General features: G+C 57.5%; 16 protein-coding genes. 7 read left to right on the forward strand and 9 right to left on the reverse strand.

The features are described from left to right. Positions 1-69 precede the first annotated feature (69 nt). The 9 genes from KSY82_RS00700 to rpmH form a co-directional block, all read right to left on the reverse strand. The gene (locus tag KSY82_RS00700; RefSeq protein WP_217749870.1) at positions 70-324 is read right to left on the reverse strand and encodes a hypothetical protein; all 255 of its coding nucleotides are present in this window, start codon (positions 322-324) and stop codon (positions 70-72) included. Continuing rightward, entirely contained in the window at positions 314-1,219 is a 906-nt protein-coding gene (locus KSY82_RS00705; protein WP_199410954.1) for a ParB/RepB/Spo0J family partition protein, read from the reverse strand. Before KSY82_RS00705 ends, KSY82_RS00700 begins: the two co-directional genes overlap by 11 nt. Further along, positions 1,212-2,012, reverse strand: a complete 801-nt coding sequence (locus tag KSY82_RS00710; protein WP_217749871.1) for a ParA family protein — start codon at positions 2,010-2,012, stop codon at positions 1,212-1,214. The genes KSY82_RS00705 and KSY82_RS00710 overlap by 8 nt, the downstream gene beginning before the upstream one ends. Before the next feature lie 134 nt (positions 2,013-2,146). After that, positions 2,147-2,812, reverse strand: a complete 666-nt coding sequence (gene rsmG, locus KSY82_RS00715) for a 16S rRNA (guanine(527)-N(7))-methyltransferase RsmG (protein ID WP_254881645.1) — start codon at positions 2,810-2,812, stop codon at positions 2,147-2,149. Positions 2,813-2,980: 168 nt separating this feature from the next. Further along, positions 2,981-3,550 (reverse strand): Jag family protein, encoded by a 570-nt coding sequence (locus KSY82_RS00720; RefSeq protein WP_022093802.1) that lies wholly within the window; start codon positions 3,548-3,550, stop codon positions 2,981-2,983. Between the two features lie 44 nt (positions 3,551-3,594). Further along, a complete protein-coding gene (locus KSY82_RS00725) occupies positions 3,595-4,365 on the reverse strand; it encodes a YidC/Oxa1 family membrane protein insertase (protein WP_006236192.1) in 771 nt (256 codons plus the stop codon). Positions 4,366-4,394: 29 nt separating this feature from the next. Then, entirely contained in the window at positions 4,395-4,619 is a 225-nt protein-coding gene (gene yidD, locus KSY82_RS00730; RefSeq protein WP_082421942.1) for a membrane protein insertion efficiency factor YidD, read from the reverse strand. Then, complete coding sequence (rnpA, locus tag KSY82_RS00735; protein WP_006236191.1) at positions 4,616-4,954, reverse strand: ribonuclease P protein component; 339 nt, start codon at positions 4,952-4,954, stop codon at positions 4,616-4,618. Before rnpA ends, yidD begins: the two co-directional genes overlap by 4 nt. Positions 4,955-4,974: 20 nt before the next feature. Further along, a complete protein-coding gene (gene rpmH / locus KSY82_RS00740; RefSeq protein ID WP_019127408.1) occupies positions 4,975-5,109 on the reverse strand; it encodes a 50S ribosomal protein L34 in 135 nt (44 codons plus the stop codon). A gap of 345 nt (positions 5,110-5,454) precedes the next feature. On the opposite strand from rpmH, the gene KSY82_RS00745 reads away from it, so the two are divergent. From KSY82_RS00745 to gyrA, 7 genes are all read left to right on the forward strand, one after another. Beyond that, positions 5,455-6,807 carry an ATP-binding protein gene (locus tag KSY82_RS00745; protein ID WP_195444045.1) on the forward strand — a complete coding sequence of 451 codons (1,353 nt, stop codon included), beginning with the start codon at positions 5,455-5,457 and terminating at the stop codon, positions 6,805-6,807. Positions 6,808-6,822: 15 nt separating this feature from the next. Beyond that, positions 6,823-8,553 carry a DnaA ATPase domain-containing protein gene (locus KSY82_RS00750; protein ID WP_368042015.1) on the forward strand — a complete coding sequence of 577 codons (1,731 nt, stop codon included), beginning with the start codon at positions 6,823-6,825 and terminating at the stop codon, positions 8,551-8,553. Between the two features lie 238 nt (positions 8,554-8,791). Beyond that, positions 8,792-9,895, forward strand: coding sequence for a DNA polymerase III subunit beta (gene dnaN, locus KSY82_RS00755; protein ID WP_022094338.1), 1,104 nt, complete (start codon positions 8,792-8,794; stop codon positions 9,893-9,895). A gap of 9 nt (positions 9,896-9,904) precedes the next feature. Then, entirely contained in the window at positions 9,905-11,011 is a 1,107-nt protein-coding gene (recF, locus tag KSY82_RS00760) for a DNA replication/repair protein RecF (RefSeq protein ID WP_217749873.1), read from the forward strand. Next, positions 10,998-11,561 (forward strand): DciA family protein, encoded by a 564-nt coding sequence (locus KSY82_RS00765; RefSeq protein WP_368042016.1) that lies wholly within the window; start codon positions 10,998-11,000, stop codon positions 11,559-11,561. The genes recF and KSY82_RS00765 overlap by 14 nt, the downstream gene beginning before the upstream one ends. 105 nt (positions 11,562-11,666) lie before the next feature. After that, the gene (gene gyrB, locus KSY82_RS00770) at positions 11,667-13,697 is read left to right on the forward strand and encodes a DNA topoisomerase (ATP-hydrolyzing) subunit B (protein WP_217749874.1); all 2,031 of its coding nucleotides are present in this window, start codon (positions 11,667-11,669) and stop codon (positions 13,695-13,697) included. A gap of 185 nt (positions 13,698-13,882) precedes the next feature. Then, positions 13,883-16,594 (forward strand): DNA gyrase subunit A, encoded by a 2,712-nt coding sequence (gene gyrA, locus KSY82_RS00775; protein ID WP_217749934.1) that lies wholly within the window; start codon positions 13,883-13,885, stop codon positions 16,592-16,594. Positions 16,595-16,652 lie beyond the last annotated feature (58 nt).

The following is a 16,652-nucleotide window of genomic DNA, read 5'->3' on the forward strand; positions in this document are numbered from 1 at the left end:
AAATAAGGGGCCCTTGTCTCATGAATCAGACAAGGGCCCCTCAAAATATGCAGGGTAATTGTTAGGTACCTAATAGCCTACATTTTCCCATTGGTTGCTAACCCAACCTTGATTAATCTTAGGATTTTTCATTACCTGAGCAGTGCGCATGGCAACATCTTCTGTCATAACATCCATTTTCTTCTTGGATGTATCAACGATATCTTGCGCGCCACGAAGCAAACGACCTCGAAGTTCATCGTCTGTCGCGATCTTATAGCCAGCAAAGGCACCAGCCGCGACAGTCGTCACCAATGCAATCGCAGTAAAAATCTTATTCCTCATCTTGGCCTCCTTGATCAAACTGAATCATTTCACCAAGAATACGAGAGAGCTCTTCCTCGTCTTTAAACTCAATCTCAATCTTATTCTTTCCTCGCGAGCTCTTCACACGCACGTTGGTATTAAATACCTGACGAAGCACACGCGCAGCCTTTTTAAAAGACTGAGGCGTTGCAGGCCGCGGCGTCTTAGGTGTCTCTCCGGCAGAAAACAATGGAGCAAGATTTTCTGTCGCTCTTACGGAAAGACCCTCCGCAACAACCTTCTCTGCAAGTCGAATTCGAGCATCCTCATAGGGAACTGCAAGAATCGCACGTGCGTGACCAGCAGTAAGTTTACCCTCAAAAATCATCTGCTGAACTACTTCGGGGAGATCGAGAAGGCGCAGCGAGTTTGTAATTGCAGAGCGTGACTTGCTTACGGCCTTCGACAATGCCTCTTGGGTCATACCGCTAGCATCGATGAGCTGGCGATAGCCCTTAGCCTCTTCGACGGGATTCAGATCAGAACGCTGAAGGTTTTCGATAAGAGCAAGAGCCAGCATCTCTTCATCATTAACATCTTTAATGATGACCGGCAGCTCCTCAAGACCAGCAAGCTTTGACGCCTGGTAACGACGCTCACCAGCGATGATCTCATAGCCGTTTCCATGCTTGCGAACCAAGAGCGGCTGCAGAACGCCATGTTCTTGGATTGACTCGCTCAACTCGCGAAGTTCAGTTTCATTAAAGTGAATTCGCGGTTGATTAGGGTTGGGAACGATATCCTCAATAGGTAGTTTTGTTTCAGATACGGCATTTGAAGCAGATGCGGCAGAACCACCAGTCTCATACTCAGCCTCTGAGACCAAAGCATTGAGTCCGCGTCCCAATCCACCACGTTTCTTTGCGCTAGGCACGCTTGATCACCTCTTTTGCAAGGTTCATATACGCTTTTGCACCCTTGTTTTGAGGTGCATAGGTAATTACCGGTTCTCCAAAAGACGGGGCTTCAGAGATTTTAACAGTACGGGGAATCAGTGTCTTAAACGCCTTATCACCAAAGTACGATTGAACTTCCTCAACAACCTGATTCGATAATGAAGTACGTGAGTCATACATGGTCATAAGCACGCCATAGGTGTCTAAGCCCTTGTTCAGACGTGATTTGACCATCTTCATTGACTCAAGCAGCTTCGTAACGCCCTCGAGTGCGTAATACTCACACTGGATTGGAATCAAAACGCTGTCTGCTGCGGTCAAGGCATTGATAGTAAGCAGGCCGAGCGAAGGAGGACAGTCAATGAAAATAAAATCGAACTCGTCCTGAATCGGCTCAAGCAAATCTTTGAGGCGGGTTTCACGAGCAATTGCGCTTACGAGCTCAATTTCGGCACCTGCAAGCTGAATCGTAGCTGGAATTATGAATACCTTTTTGCAATTTGTATCAAGAACAAGCGATTCTGCCGGCACATCATTCAACAATGCATCATAGATGCAGTGATCAAGGTCTTCTTTTTCAATTCCAAATCCACTGGTGCTGTTTCCCTGCGGATCAAAATCGACAATCAGTATCTTACGACCCTGCTCACCCAGTGCTGCTGCAAGGTTTACAGCCGTCGTTGACTTACCGACGCCGCCTTTTTGATTGATGATTGCAATGATACGCGTGTCTTTTGCGCTCTTAGAACGCTTAACGTCGCGAAATCCCACGGTCCCTCCTGGTGTGTATTAAAGCTGTCAAACGGAGGATGTTTCACGTGAAACATTCCGATTCGATATCAACCGCCGTGTTTCACGTGAAACACTGCAAGTTGTTAGTATCCATTATGTTTCACGTGAAACATCTAGGCAAGCGGATTCTTCTTTGCCATGCCATTTGCACGAGGCAACGAAACGGATGCTGGATGACTCTTTTTAAGAACAATGAACTCCCTGTGGCCCAAGCCCTCAGGCAAATCGGTTGCGTCATTCAGAAGCAAAGTGAAGCCGCAAATCCTAGCTGCTGACATGCCAGAAGCAAGCTCCTCATCCGAAGGATTACCCTTGGTGATAACAAATAGCCCTCCATCCTTGAGGAACGGAGCTGCATACTCAACAAGAATCGGTAGTGGAGCCAGTGCGCGGGCAGTTACGACAGAGAACTGCTTCTTATGGCTTCGAGCATATTCTTCAAGGCGATCATGAACCGCATGAGCATGTTTCAATCCAAGATCATGAACAAAAGAATTGACAGCATCAACCTTCTTGCCAACGGAGTCAATAAAAGTAGCTTTACGATGCGTGGTTATAGTTAAAGGAATACCAGGGAAGCCCGCACCTGTTCCCATATCGAGCAAAGCTCCCTCAGGAGCCTTATTGATATAAGGGAGCAAAACAAGAGAGTCGAGGATATGTAGTACCGCAGCATCTTCTATGTTAAGAATACGGGTGAGATTGGTTGTCTTATTTGTTTCCAGAACCAAATCCAAATGCTGAATACATTTCCTCAGCTCAACATCAGTTATGCTCAAGGAATACTCTTTGCAATAGGAAGTTAGATGACTCAACATCTCGTCAGCCTGCTGATCAGTAAGTACTAACAACGAAAGCTCCTTTCTGACAAAAATCAGTGTATCGAGAACTTTTGACAAAAAAAGGGGACGTGGAAACCACGTCCCCTTAGCATAAGCTCGAGAAGATTATCGAGCAACAATCACCACATGGCGATCAGGGTCAGAACCCTCAGAATGAGTATCGACGGCATCATTGCCACGAAGTGCAATGTGAACCAGTCGACGCTCGTAGGCATTCATGGGCGGAAGCGAAACACTCTTATGAGTGCGGATGGCACGCTCGGCAGCAGACTGAGCCATGGAAGCAACCTTGTCCTGACGGCGACTCTTGTATCCCTCTACGTCCACTACAACCGGATACCTAAAGCCAAGTTTGCGGCTCACCAGCAAAGAGAACATAACCTGAAGGGCATCAAGGGTGCGACCATGACGTCCAATGAGAACAGCAAGGTCGGGAGCCGTTACATCCAAAATCAGCTCACCCTCGTCGCCCTCATACTCATCGATAGGAGAGTTGGCGGCATCGAAGTGCGAAAGGATGGAACGCAGGATGGAAATCGCAACATCGGCAATGGTGTCGAGCTCCTCATCGGTCAGCTCTTCACCAGCCTTGTAGCGCTGTGCAATCTCGGGATAATCGCCCGCGACCTGCGGGGCAACCTCCTCAAGCATATCCTCGATGATCTCTTCAGACATAACGTACTCCAAAAGTTAGGTACCTAAATAAGATTGATATCCCGTTACTTCTTCTTGTGCGGGCGCGGCTTCTTCTCTCGACGAGTGACCTCAACCTGCAGCGGAGCGTTCTTAAGACGCTCCTCCTCATCGGCCTTCGCCTTGTCGATGACCTTCTGCGTCACAAAAATCTGCTGGATAACCTGCCAAGCAGACGAGACGTCGTAGTACAGCAGAACACCAACGGGAAGGCTCCAGCCCATCCAAAGCATCATGACCGTCATGACAACGGCCATCATACGCATGCTCTGAGCCTGCTGGCCGGTCTGGTTGCGCGACATATAGAGCTGCGGAATCAGGGTCAGGACGGCGAACAGGATCAGGCAAACCAGCGCAGGCAGTGCAACCATAAAGCCATCGGCAAAGGAAGCGCTCGGCGTGGTGGTCAGGTCGGGCAGGATGTTGAAGAACGAGAACGTGCCGTCGTTAAAGTACTGCGGCAGGTTGCGCAGCAATGTAAACAGGGCGAACAGGATAGGCATCTGAATCAGCAGCGGCAGACAGCCAGCCATGGGGTTGAACTTGTTCTCGCTGTAGAACTTCTGCATCTCCTCGGCCTGACGCTGGGGATCGTCGGCATAGCGCTCCTGGATCTCGAGCATCTTGGGCTGCAGCACCTGCATGCGAGCCGTCGACTTGGTCGACTTGAGCATGAGCGGCGTCAGCAGCAGACGGATGATGACCACCAGGATGATGATGGACAGGCCCCAGTCGACCGCAAAGGTCTGGATGAGCTTGAGCAGCTCGAAAAGGATGTTAACGATCCAATCCCACATGTAAGTTTTCCTCCGATAGCGAGTGCCCGCTAGGGCACAGGGTCATAACCGCCGACGTGCAGGGGATTGCAGCGAGCGATGCGCCTCACGGCAAGCCAGCAGCCTCTCAAAACACCGTGCTTCTCAATCGCCTGGACGGCGTATTGCGAGCACGTTGGGTAATAAATGCAGGCGTCAGGCAATAAGGGCGAAATAACCTGTTGATATATGCGAATAGGAGCGATGGCAACACGTCGCAAAACGTGATTGCTCATCGCTCCTCCCCGGCAACGCCGGCGCGCTTCATAAGCGAACGCAACGCCTTGTCCATCTCCTGCGGCGAGGAAACCCTCGTCTTGGGAGTTGCAAACAAGATGATGTCATAACCCGCAACGGGAAATCCGCAGCTGCGGGCGGCCTCGCGCATCACACGCTTAGATCGGTTGCGCACGACGGCACAACCGAGTCGCTTAGCACCAACGAAGGCGACCCTTCCGGAGTCGCCTTCGCCAACCGATTCACATATGGTCATTCGAATCAGAGGGTGATTGAAACGACGCCCCTGACTGAACACATGCTCGAAATCTTGCCGAGACTTAATAGTCTTCATGCGAGATGTGTGTATCGCTGCTAGACAGTGAGACGCTTGCGGCCCTTGGCACGACGACGGGCGAGCACGGCACGACCACCCTTAGTGGCCATACGGGCACGGAAGCCATGGGTCTTGGCACGCTTACGCTTATTAGGCTGATACGTACGCTTCATCTTAAGTTCCTCCTGCTGCATTTCGAGTGTCCGCGGGGACGCGGACGCAGATATAGACACGTGAGCTTGAAGATTGTAGGGAAATCAATGTTCAAATGTCAAGAAATCAAAGGTAAAAGGTTGCGCAGTTCACACGGTTCCCCCATAAGCACAACCGAAATTTGCGCCTCATGGCAACCTTTCACGATATTTCATCGAGTTTTCAACAGGTCATGTTGGCAATGTTGAGAACCTTTCGCCAGTTTTCCAAAGTTTTCAACAAGTTTTGAAAAGTTGTCGAAAGATGAGAAACGTTGCACGGTGAGCTACTATTTGTTCGAAACCTTTTGAAAGATTGCGAGCGGCATGTCTGACGACTTTTACACCATGGTCGATTCCGGAGACCCGGCACCCGACAACGAGCACATCACCGGCGTGCGCGAAGAGCGTGCGGAAGGCGAGCAGACGACCACGCAGGCGCCAAAAGCCATGTACGCCGCGCGCATCGCCGTCTATGACGACATGCTGTCGACACCGCGGGTGATCGTCATTGATCCGCAAGATGTCCGCACGTATTTGGAAGAGACGACCAACACCGTCTACCAGTGCATGAAAGAACAAGGTGGCCACATCTCGCTCATGGTCATCCGCGAGATTGTCGAAAACTTTATCCACGCACACTTTGCCGAGCCCATCATCTCAATTCTGGACGGCGGAGACACCATCCGCTTTGCTGACCAAGGACCCGGCATCGACGACAAGGAACGTGCTTTCGACTTTGGCGTTACCAGCGCAAACAGCAAGATGAAGCGCTATATCCGTGGAACCGGAGCAGGGTTTCCCATGGTGCAGGAGTATTTGGAAAACGCCGGCGGTGCCGTATCCATCGAGGACAACATGGGCAACGGCACCGTGGTTACGGTAAGCCTGAACCCTAAACGCGTGCAGGAAATCGAGCGTGCCGGCGGACGCGGCGCTGCCGTGCGGCCCGAGACGGAACAGCCCACATATCCCCTGCCGGGAGCTTTTGCGCAGCAGCCCATGGCAACGCAGCAGGTGCAGCCCCCCGTGGCACAGATGCAGCAGCCCGGAATGCTTCCCACACAAGAACCCCAGGCGGCATCTATGTCGATGCCGCCAAACATGCCAGAGGCCATGCCGCTGGCTGATCAGGATGCAGCAGCAATGCAGCAGGCGACGGGGGCGCCGGGTGGCCAGCAAATGGGCTATCAGCCGTACCAACAGGGATATCCATATCAGCAGATGCCGCCACTGGGGTATGGCCAGCAGTTCCCGCAGCAGTACCAGCAGGGATATCAGCAGCCGTACCAGCAGATGCCGCAGCAGCAGTACAACCCCTGGGCCCAGCAGACGCCTCCGCAGCCTTACCAACAGTGGCCTCAAAGTTTTCAACAGCAAATGCCGCCGACGCAGAGTTCTCAACAACCAGCAGCTCAAATGATGTATCCTAATGCAGTAAATCAGTATGCACAGCCACAACCGGACGTGTTCGTAAGCGATCGCGGCAACGCCGCGCTGGGCTATCTGGCGCAAAATCAAGCGTGCGGCGCAACCGATCTTGCGAGGGCGTTTGGAAACTCGGCCCCCACTTGGTCACGCACGCTCAATGACTTGGCGCAGGCTGGCTTGGCCATCAAGCATGGCCAGAAATACCATCTGACCGAACTCGGCGCCGCTCGCGTGCGAGCTCAGAGCTAAAGAACGGGAGAGACAGTGGACGAGGAAGCAAGCATCATCCTGGGGGATGCCATCGCCTTTTGCCAGCGCGACGGCCAAGATGCACGCCTCATCAACATGCTGGGGCAATCGCGCGCCATAAGCCTGACCGAAGATACGCTCACGATCGAGGCGCCCTCGCGCTTTGCCATCGCGCAGCTCAAAAAGCATCAGCCGACTATTGAGGCCTATCTGGAAGAAATCGCCTTTGCACCGATTGCGCTCGACATCGTGGCACCGCAAGGCGCCGCGACGGAATCCGCTGCCGCGACGGCGCCCGCCACGGCTCCCGCTGCTTCCCCGGCGGTGCCGGCCTCCGCAGGCGACGCGCCGACAATCGAGCACCAGCACGGTGATGTTTCCCGTGAAACCATGGCACCATTGCCGACCGCGGCGGCGACGTCAACGAACGCACCCGTCACGCACATGCCCATCGCTCACGACGCAGCGGCGGGCGCTGATTCGGGCATTGCAATCAAGAACACGCTCTCGGCCGATGATTTTCGTCGCATGATGAACCAGATGAAGGGCGGAGCGCCGACTAAACCCACGCAAGCTGCGACCCCCGCTTCACCCATGTCAGCACCGACCGTGCCGGCCGAGCAGAATACGGACGGAGCCCCGCTCGCCGCGAACTCAAAATTTACCTTTGAGAACTTTGTCTACGGCCCAGAGAACAGCCATGCCTATCGCTCGGCACTCAAGTTTGCCGCCCTCGCGGACGAGCGCGGCACATGCACATCACTGTTCATCTACGGCAAATCGGGCCTGGGCAAGACGCACCTGCTGCTTGCCATCAAAAACGAGCTCGCCGAGAAGTCGCCCGAGATCAAGGTCAAGTATGCCAACTCCCAGGCATATCTGGACGACCTGATGACCGAGTTCGACCGCCAAAAGAAGAGCAACGCCCCTATCATGCAGGCATACCACGGCGTGGACGTGCTCATCATCGATGACATCCAAAACATCATCGGCAAGCGCGCGAGCGTGGACTACTTTTTCCAGCTCATGGACGAGTTCATCCGCAACAACAAGAAGGTCGTCATCGCGGCAGACCGCGCCCCCAAGGACCTGAGCATGGACGAGCGTCTGACCAGCCGCTTCAACGCCGGCATGCTCTGCCTGGTCGCAGAGCCCAGCTACGAGATGAAATACAAGATCTTGCAGCGCTATTACGAGAACACCATCGTCGCCGCTCCCGAGGCAGGCGACGACTCGCTGCTGGCGGCCTATGGGGGCGACGGCGGGCACCTGACCGACGAGCACTTTAAACACATGGCCGAGGTCTCGGGCACCAACATCCGCGAGCTCGAGAGCTTTTGCGAGCGTTGCGCCGGCGAGGCGGGCGACCGCGAGCGCGAGGGCGAGGGCGGGGAGCTCACCTTTGACGATATCGACGCCATCGCCAGCCAGTACTTCGACACATCGGCCAAAAAGATCAACGTCCAGACGGTTCAGTCCGTCATCGAAGAGCAGTACGGCGTGACGCACGAGGAGCTCATCGGCCCGCGTCGCAACGCCAATATCGCCAAAGCACGCCATATTGCCATCTATCTGGCCATCGAGATGTGCGAGATGACGACCACGGCGGTGGGCGCCGAATTTGGCAACCGCAACCACTCGACCGTCAGCACGAGTTACAAAAAGGTCCAGAAGATGATCCAGGAAGACCGCACCGTCACCGAAGACCTCAAGTCGCTGCGCGATAAAATTACACTGCGCTCGTAGGGAAATAGAGACACCTGTTGAAAACTTGTCGAAACCACGGGCATAAGGTGTCTAAAACCCAACCCGCGGTGATGAAAAGTTTTGCGCAGGTTTTGAACGTGGAAAACCACCCCTGTTGCACACAGGTTGCTGTCGATTCTCTTTCTGGGTCTGACCTGCGTCTTTGGGAGTAATCAACAGTTTCGTCAGTGCTATTACTATTATTAAGATATTTATATCTATAGAAAGGTATTAAAAGATGAAGTTCACCGTCAGCCAGAGCTCGCTTACACAAGCCATCGGCGTCGTTATGAAGGGTGTCGCTTCGGCATCCACCCTTCCCATCCTGTCGGGCGTGCTCGTCAAAGCCCAAGACGGCATCTTGGAATTCCAGACCTCTAACTACACCATCTCGATCCGTCATCGCATCGCGGCGCATGTCGAAGAAGAGGGCGAGATGGTTATCCCCTGTAAGATGCTCTCCAATATCACCAAGACCCTCCCCGATGCCCCGGTCACCTTTGAGCTGTCCGAGCGCCAGGTGCTGATTGGTTGCGAGAAGAGCTCTTTTAGGCTGAACACGCTCGATGCCAATGACTTCCCCGAGTTTCCGGCCTATGCCATCGAGAGCGCCGTGGAACTGCCGACCGATATCTTGTCCGAGATGGTCGGCCGCGTGTGGCGCGTCACCTCGACCGATAAGGCCCGCCCTATCCTGGGAGGCGTGCACATGAAGGTCGAGAACAACACCGTGCGCCTGGTGGCGACCGATTCCTTCCGTTTGGCCGTGTGCGATACGCAGGTAGAGACCTCGACCCTCGAAGGCTCCTTTGAGCTCAACGTTCCGGCTGACGCCTTTAACGACGCACTGAACATCATGGCCAGCCAGGCGACCATCATGATCGGGGCTACCGACACCCAGGTCGTCTTCGAGGCCGGCAACACCACCTACGTGTCGCGCCGCATCGAGGGCGTGTACCCCAACTACAAGCAGCTCATCCCCGATTCGTGCGTGACGAGCGTCAAGATCGACGTCGCCGCCTTTAACGCCGCCCTCAAGCGCGTGGCCGTTATCGCGAGCGCCAACCCCGCCGTCAAGTTCGAGATCGATGTCGAGAACGGGCAGATGGGCCTGTCCTCCATCTCCAATGACCAGGACCTTGCGCAGGAGACGATCGATGTCGAGGCCGAGGGCGAGTCGGGCACCATCGCCTTCAACTACCACTACATCTTCGGCTGCCTCAATGCCCTGTCCAAGGAGAAGGAGATCACGCTGGAGCTCAAGAGCTACTCGCAGGCGGGCATCTTTAAGTCCTACGACAAGATCAACTACCTGTACCTGGTCATGCCGGTTCGCATCTAGCGCTGCGCCATGACCATGTTTGCCCGCAGCCTTTCCGTCGCGCGCTACCGCAGTTTCGATAGTTACCGTCTTGACCTGGACGAGGGCGTGACGGTGCTCGCGGGGCCCAACGCGGCGGGAAAGACCAACCTTATAGAGGCGCTGCAGCTTTTGACGAGCGGCGCCTCGTTTAGGCATCCCACCGCTACCGAGCTCGTGCACGACGGCGTGGGCTCGTGCAGGCTCGAGTTGAGGCTCGAGGGCGATGGCCGCGTGCTCGATATGGGGCTGGGCGTTGAGGACGGCAAGCGCTCGTTTAGCCGCAACGGCAAGAGATGCTCGGCCGCCGGCGTACGTGGGGTTTTGCCGAGCGTGCTGTTTTGCCCCGATCATCTGGATATGGTCAAACGCGGCGCCAGCGTGCGCCGCGCCGCCCTCGACGACTTTGGCGTGCAACTGAGCGCCCGTTACGCCGACCTGGCGAGCACCTACGGGCGTTGCGTGACGCAGCGCAATGCCCTGCTCAAGGAGACCTGGTGCTGCCGTGAGATGCTCGGTGCGTGGAATGACTCCATCGCCCGCGCTGGGTCAGCCCTGCTCGTGCATCGTTTGGCCCTGCTCGACCGACTGGCGGGCCATGTGCGCGCCGCGTACGGGCAGGTGGCGTCCGGTGAGGACGCAGGCGTGTCCTATGTGTCCACGCTGGGGGATTTACCTCAAACCGAAGGTCGCGAGGAACTTAAGGACTGGGCGTACGAGCATATGCTCGCGGCCCTCGATGAGCGTGCCGATGAGGAGATGCGCCGCGGCGTGACGCTCGTGGGTCCGCATCGCGACGAGATTGAGTTTTCCGTCGCGGGCCGATCGGCCCGTTCATTTGCCAGCCAGGGCCAGCAGCGAACGCTGGTGCTTGCCTGGAAGGTGGCAGAAGTGGCCGTGGCGCGCGATATCCTGGGCACCGCGCCGCTGCTGCTTTTGGACGACGTGATGAGCGAGCTCGATGCCGGGCGCCGAGGCGCTTTTCTGCAGCTGATCGGTGATGATATCCAGACTGTCATAACCACCACCAATCTGGGGTATTTTACCGATGACCTGCTTGATCGAGCCAAGGTGGTGAGCATGGGTGAGACGTGTTAATTACGAGCGCGAGAACGGAACGGTTGCCTTTGGCGGCTTTTTGGATGCCGAGCGTCAGCGCATCCTGGCCGCCGCGACACCCGAGCGCCGCGCGCAAATGGAGGCTGCCGAGGAGTCGCGCGCGGTCTATCGTGCCTGGAATGCGGTGTGCTCGGGCACGCGCGAGGGACGCCATGTGACGGGCCTGCGCTACCTGCCCGAGTCCAATGAGCTGCTGGTGTATCTCGATTCGCCCTCGTGGACGCAGGAGATGACGCTGCTGCGCGAGATCATCCGGGCACGCATGGAGCGGGCCGGCGCGCATGTGGACGGCCTGGTGTTCAAAACGACTGCGCCCGGTCACACGCCGCCGGCTGCCAAGGGGCGCCTGCGCCCAGCCGTGACCGAGCGCCCGCCGGCTCCGCACGCCGATCTCAGTGAAGACGAACGCGGCGAGATCGAGCGCCAAGTGGCACCCATCGAAGATCAAAAACTGCGCGAGGCCCTCGAGAATGCCATGAGAGCCAGTGCCGAGTGGGCCAAGGGCGTGCAAAGCAAAAAAGAGCCTTAAATCGCATCTGGTGGCCTTGTAGAGCCAAATACCCTCGCTCCCGAGGGTATTTTTTTACGATAAACTAGTAAGGCTGTACACATTTTCTTAGCTGAAGGAGGACGTGTGGCAAACGAAAACGATTACGATGGCGGCGAGATTAAGATTCTCGAAGGTCTCGAGGCCGTTCGTAAGCGCCCGGGCATGTACATCGGCTCGACGAGCGCCAGCGGCCTGCATCACCTGGTGTGGGAGATCGTTGACAACTCCGTTGACGAGGCCATGGCCGGTTTCTGCACCGAGATTCAGGTGACGGTCCACGCCGACAACTCCATCACGGTCGTCGACAACGGGCGAGGTATCCCCGTCGACGAGCATCCCATCAAAAAGATCCCGACGCTCGAGGTCGTTATGACGATCCTGCACGCCGGCGGTAAGTTCGATAACTCGGCCTACAAGGTCTCGGGCGGCCTGCATGGCGTGGGCATCTCCGTCGTCAACGCGCTGTCCAAGCGCGTGGTCGTGCAGGTGCGCCGTGATGGCAGCGTCTACGAGATGGAGTTCTCGCGCGGCAAGACCGTCAAGAAGATGGAGGTCGTGGGCACCTCGGATTCGACGGGCACCACCGTCAACTTCTGGCCCGACGACGAGATCTTCGAGACCTGTGTCTACGATTTCGATACGCTGCACAACCGTCTGCAAGAGACGGCATTCCTCAATAAGAATCTAAAGATTGTGCTGACCGACGAGCGCGAGGCGACTCCCCACGTGGAGGAGTTTTGCTACGAGGGCGGTATCATCGACTTCGTTAAGTTCCTCAACGACGGCAAAGATGTCCCCGAGGCCTTTAAGGAGCCCATCTACATCGAGGGTAAATCGGACCCGGATGCGCCCGTGACCAAGATGGGCGAGGTCGAGGTGTCCCTGCAGTGGAATGCCGGCTATGGCGAGAACGTCATGTCGTTTGCCAACGACATCTACACCCCCGAGGGCGGCATGCATCTCGAGGGCTTCCGCACCGCCCTCACCCGCGTGATCAACGATTACGCCCGCAAGCAGAACCTGCTCAAGGAGAAAGACGCCAACCTGAGCGGCGACGACGTGCGCGAGGGCCTTTCGGCCGTCATCTCGGTCAAGCTGCCCGACCCGCAGTTTGAGGGTCAGACCAAGGCAAAGCTCGGCAGCTCCTACATGCGCGCGCTCACGCTCAAGATCGTGACCGATGGGCTGACCGATTATCTGGAGGAGCACCCCAAGCCCGCCCGCGAGATCGTCAAGAAGGCCCAGCAGGCCTGCAAGGCCCGCAACGCCGCCCGCAAGGCGCGCGAGGCGACCCGCCGCAAGAGCCTGCTCGAGACGGCGTCGCTGCCCGGCAAGCTCGCCGACTGCTCGGTGCGCGATGCCGAGCTGACCGAGCTCTTTATCGTAGAGGGCGACTCGGCAGGCGGTTCGGCCAAGGACGGCCGTCGCCGAGACATCCAGGCGATTCTGCCCCTGCGCGGCAAGATTCTGAACGTCGAGCGCGTAGGCGACCACCGCGCGTTCTCGAGCGACACCATCCAGTCGCTGATCACCGCGATCGGTTGCGGCGTCACGACGAGCGCCGGCGACGGCGGCGACTTCGATATCAGCAAGGCGCGCTACCACAAGATCATCATCATGACCGATGCAGACGTTGACGGCGCGCATATCCGCATCCTGCTGCTGACGTTCTTCTACAAGTACATGCGCCCGCTGATCGATGCCGGCTATGTCTATGTTGCCTGCCCGCCTATCTTTGGCATTAAGGTGCGCAACAAGATCCATTACGTGTATCCCAACGGCCGCCAGCCCGAAGACGAGATTTTGCGCGACACCATTCAGAGCCTGGGCCTGAACCCCGACGACAACGACGAGGACGGCAAGGCCAAGGACGGCAAGATTACCAAGAAGCGCAAAGGCTATACCGTCCAGCGCTACAAGGGCCTGGGCGAGATGGACCCCAAGCAGCTTGCCTCGACGACGATGGACCCCAAGACCCGTATCCTGCAGCGCGTGTCGATCGAGGACGCCGTGGTGGCGGACCGCGCCGTGCGCGAGCTCATGGGTTCCGAGGTCGGCTATCGCCGCGAGTACATTGAAAAGCATGCGCATGATGCACGATTCTTGGATGCCTAATCCCTGCGGCTTTCCCAGCCACCGCACCTTCGCCCTCAATCGTCGGTCGCGTACCCAAGTACGCTTCCCTCCTCTTTCGGGCGAATCTGCGGCACCTGGAAAAGCCGTCTCCGTGGTAGGGAACTAATGGACCACGCAAACCATGAGGAGGTAACGTGGCAGACGATATCAACAACAACGAGGGTATGGATGAGGCCGGCGACGCCGGTATGCCCGATGATCTGAAGCGCCTGCTCGCCCGCGCTGAGCAGGGCGAGGACGGCGATTCGGATTCCTATAACCCCGACGCCGAGGATGAAGATGATGAGGACGACGACGCCGAGCTCGAGGAGAGCTTCGGCGCGGTCGATCGTGGCGCTTCGGCCGGCGAGGACATCAACGGCGGTCAGCTCCAGATTTCGGAGTTCGGCCGCGAGATGAAGCAGTCGTTCATCGAGTACTCGATGTCGGTCATCACGGCGCGCGCCCTGCCGGACGTGCGCGACGGCCTAAAGCCGGTGCACCGCCGCATCCTGTACGCCATGAACGAGAGCGGCATCTACCCCAACCGCCCGCATAAGAAGTCGGCCTGGACGGTCGGCGAGGTTATCGGCAAGTACCATCCGCACGGTGACTTCGCGGTCTACGAGGCCATGGTTCGTCTGGCGCAGTGGTTCTCCATGCGCACGCCGCTCATCGACGGCCACGGTAACTTCGGTAACATCGATGGCGACGGCGCGGCGGCCATGCGTTATACCGAGAGCCGCCTGGCAAAGCCCGCCATGGAGCTGCTGCGCGACCTGCAAAAGGACACCGTCGACTGGCAGCCCAACTACGACGAGTCGCTCGCCGAGCCCGTGGCATTGCCCGCACGCTTCCCCAACCTGCTGGTCAACGGTAGCCAGGGTATCGCCGTCGGCATGGCCACCAATATCGCCCCGCACAACCTCACCGAGGCGATCGAGGCCACTTGCTACCTGATCGACAATCCCGACGCCACCGTCGACGAGCTTATGCAGATCATGCCCGGTCCGGACTTCCCCACCGGTGCCATCATCATGGGCAGCGCCGGCATTAGGCAGAGCTACGAGACCGGTCGCGGCTCCATTACCGTGCGCGCCAAGGCCCACGTGGAATCCACCAAGACCGGCCGCAGCCGCCTGGTCTTTACCGAGATCCCTTACATGGTCAACAAGGGCACCCTGCAGGAGAAGATCGCCCAGCTCGTAAACGACAAGCGCATCGAGGGTATCTCGGACATGCGCGACGAGTCCAACCAGAAGGGCATCCGTCTGGTCATCGAGCTCAAGAAGGGTGTCATTCCGCAGGTCGTGCTCAACAACTTGTATAAGTACACCTCGCTGCAGACGACCTTTGGCGCCAACAACCTGGCGCTTGTCAACGGCGTCCCCAAATGTCTGAGCCTGCGCGAGATGCTGCAGCACTACATCGACCACCAGGTCGACGTCGTCACCCGCCGCACCCGCTTTGACCTCAAAAAGGCCCAGGCGCGCGCCCATATCCTCGAGGGCTACTTGATGGCTCTCGACCATATCGACGAGGTCATCAGCATTATCCGCTCCTCGCAGACCGACTCCGAGGCAAGCAGCCGCCTGATCGAGCGCTTTGGCTTTACGCCCGAGCAGACCACGGCCATCCTCGAGATGAAGCTGCGTCGCCTGACCGGCCTGGAGCGCGACAAGATCCAAGAAGAGCTGGACGGTCTGCGCCGCGCCATCGCCTACTACGAGGACCTGCTGGCGCACGAGGAGAAGATCCTGGGCGTCATCAAGGAGGAGATGCGCGAGATCTCGAAGAAGTTCGGCGACAAACGCCGCACTGAGATCAGCCATGTCGAGAAGGACTTGGATGTCGAGGACCTCATCGCCGACGAGGACATGGTCGTGACCATTACCCACACCGGCTACGTGAAGCGCATCCCGGTGGCCGCCTACCGCGCCCAGAAGCGCGGCGGCAAGGGCGTGTCGGGCGTCAACCTTAAAGAGGACGACGTCATCGACGAGATGTTTATCGCGTCCACGCACGAGTACGTGCTGTTCTTCTCGAGCAAGGGCAAGGTCTACCGCCTGAAGGTGCACGAGCTGCCGGTCGGTACGCGCCAGGCGCGCGGCACGGCGATCGTCAACCTGCTGCCCTTTGAGGAAGGCGAGAAGATCGCGAGCGTCATCAGCTGCCGCGAGTTCCCCGCCGACGAGTACCTGATGTTTGCCACCAAGAGCGGCATGGTCAAGAAGACCGTGATGAGCGCTTACGACCGCAGCCGCCGTGATGGCCTGATCGCCATCAACCTGAGAGACGACGACGCGCTGCTCGCCGTGCGCCGTGTGCGCGAGGGCGACAAGATCATCCTGGCCACCACTGCGGGCAAGGCGATCGTGTTCCCCGAGGACCAGGTTCGCGCCACGGGACGCGACACCAGTGGCGTTCGTGGCATCGGCATGAAAGACGGCGTGAGCGTTTTGGGTATGGAGGTTACCAACGGCAACGGTGACCTGTTCGTCATCACCGAGCGCGGCTACGGCAAGCGCACGCCGGTTGCGGATTACCCGGAGCAGAATCGCGGCGGTCAGGGCGTCTACACCATCCAGATGACCGAGCGTAAGGGCAACCTCGCGGCCATGAAGACGGTGGGTCCGCAGCACGAGCTGTTCATCGTGACGGAAGGCGCGACGGTCATTCGCGTCAAGACCGACGAGATCAGCCAGACCGGCCGCGCCACCCAGGGCGTCAAGATGATGACCGTCGACGACAACGACCGCGTATGCGCTGTCGCCCGCATGACGGCAGCCAAGGAAAAGCCCGAAGGCGAAGGTGCAGAAGACGGCTCTGCCCCCGAAGAAGCCCCTGTTGATCTAGGCGACGACAACGAAATGCCAGAAGATCTCCTAGACGAGTAAGAGGCCCTAGCTGGTAGAAAATCAGACCCCATATATCGGCGGTCGGCGCACTGCGCGC

The organism is Collinsella aerofaciens (assembly GCF_019131995.1).
Taxonomy (GTDB): domain Bacteria; phylum Actinomycetota; class Coriobacteriia; order Coriobacteriales; family Coriobacteriaceae; genus Collinsella; species Collinsella aerofaciens_S.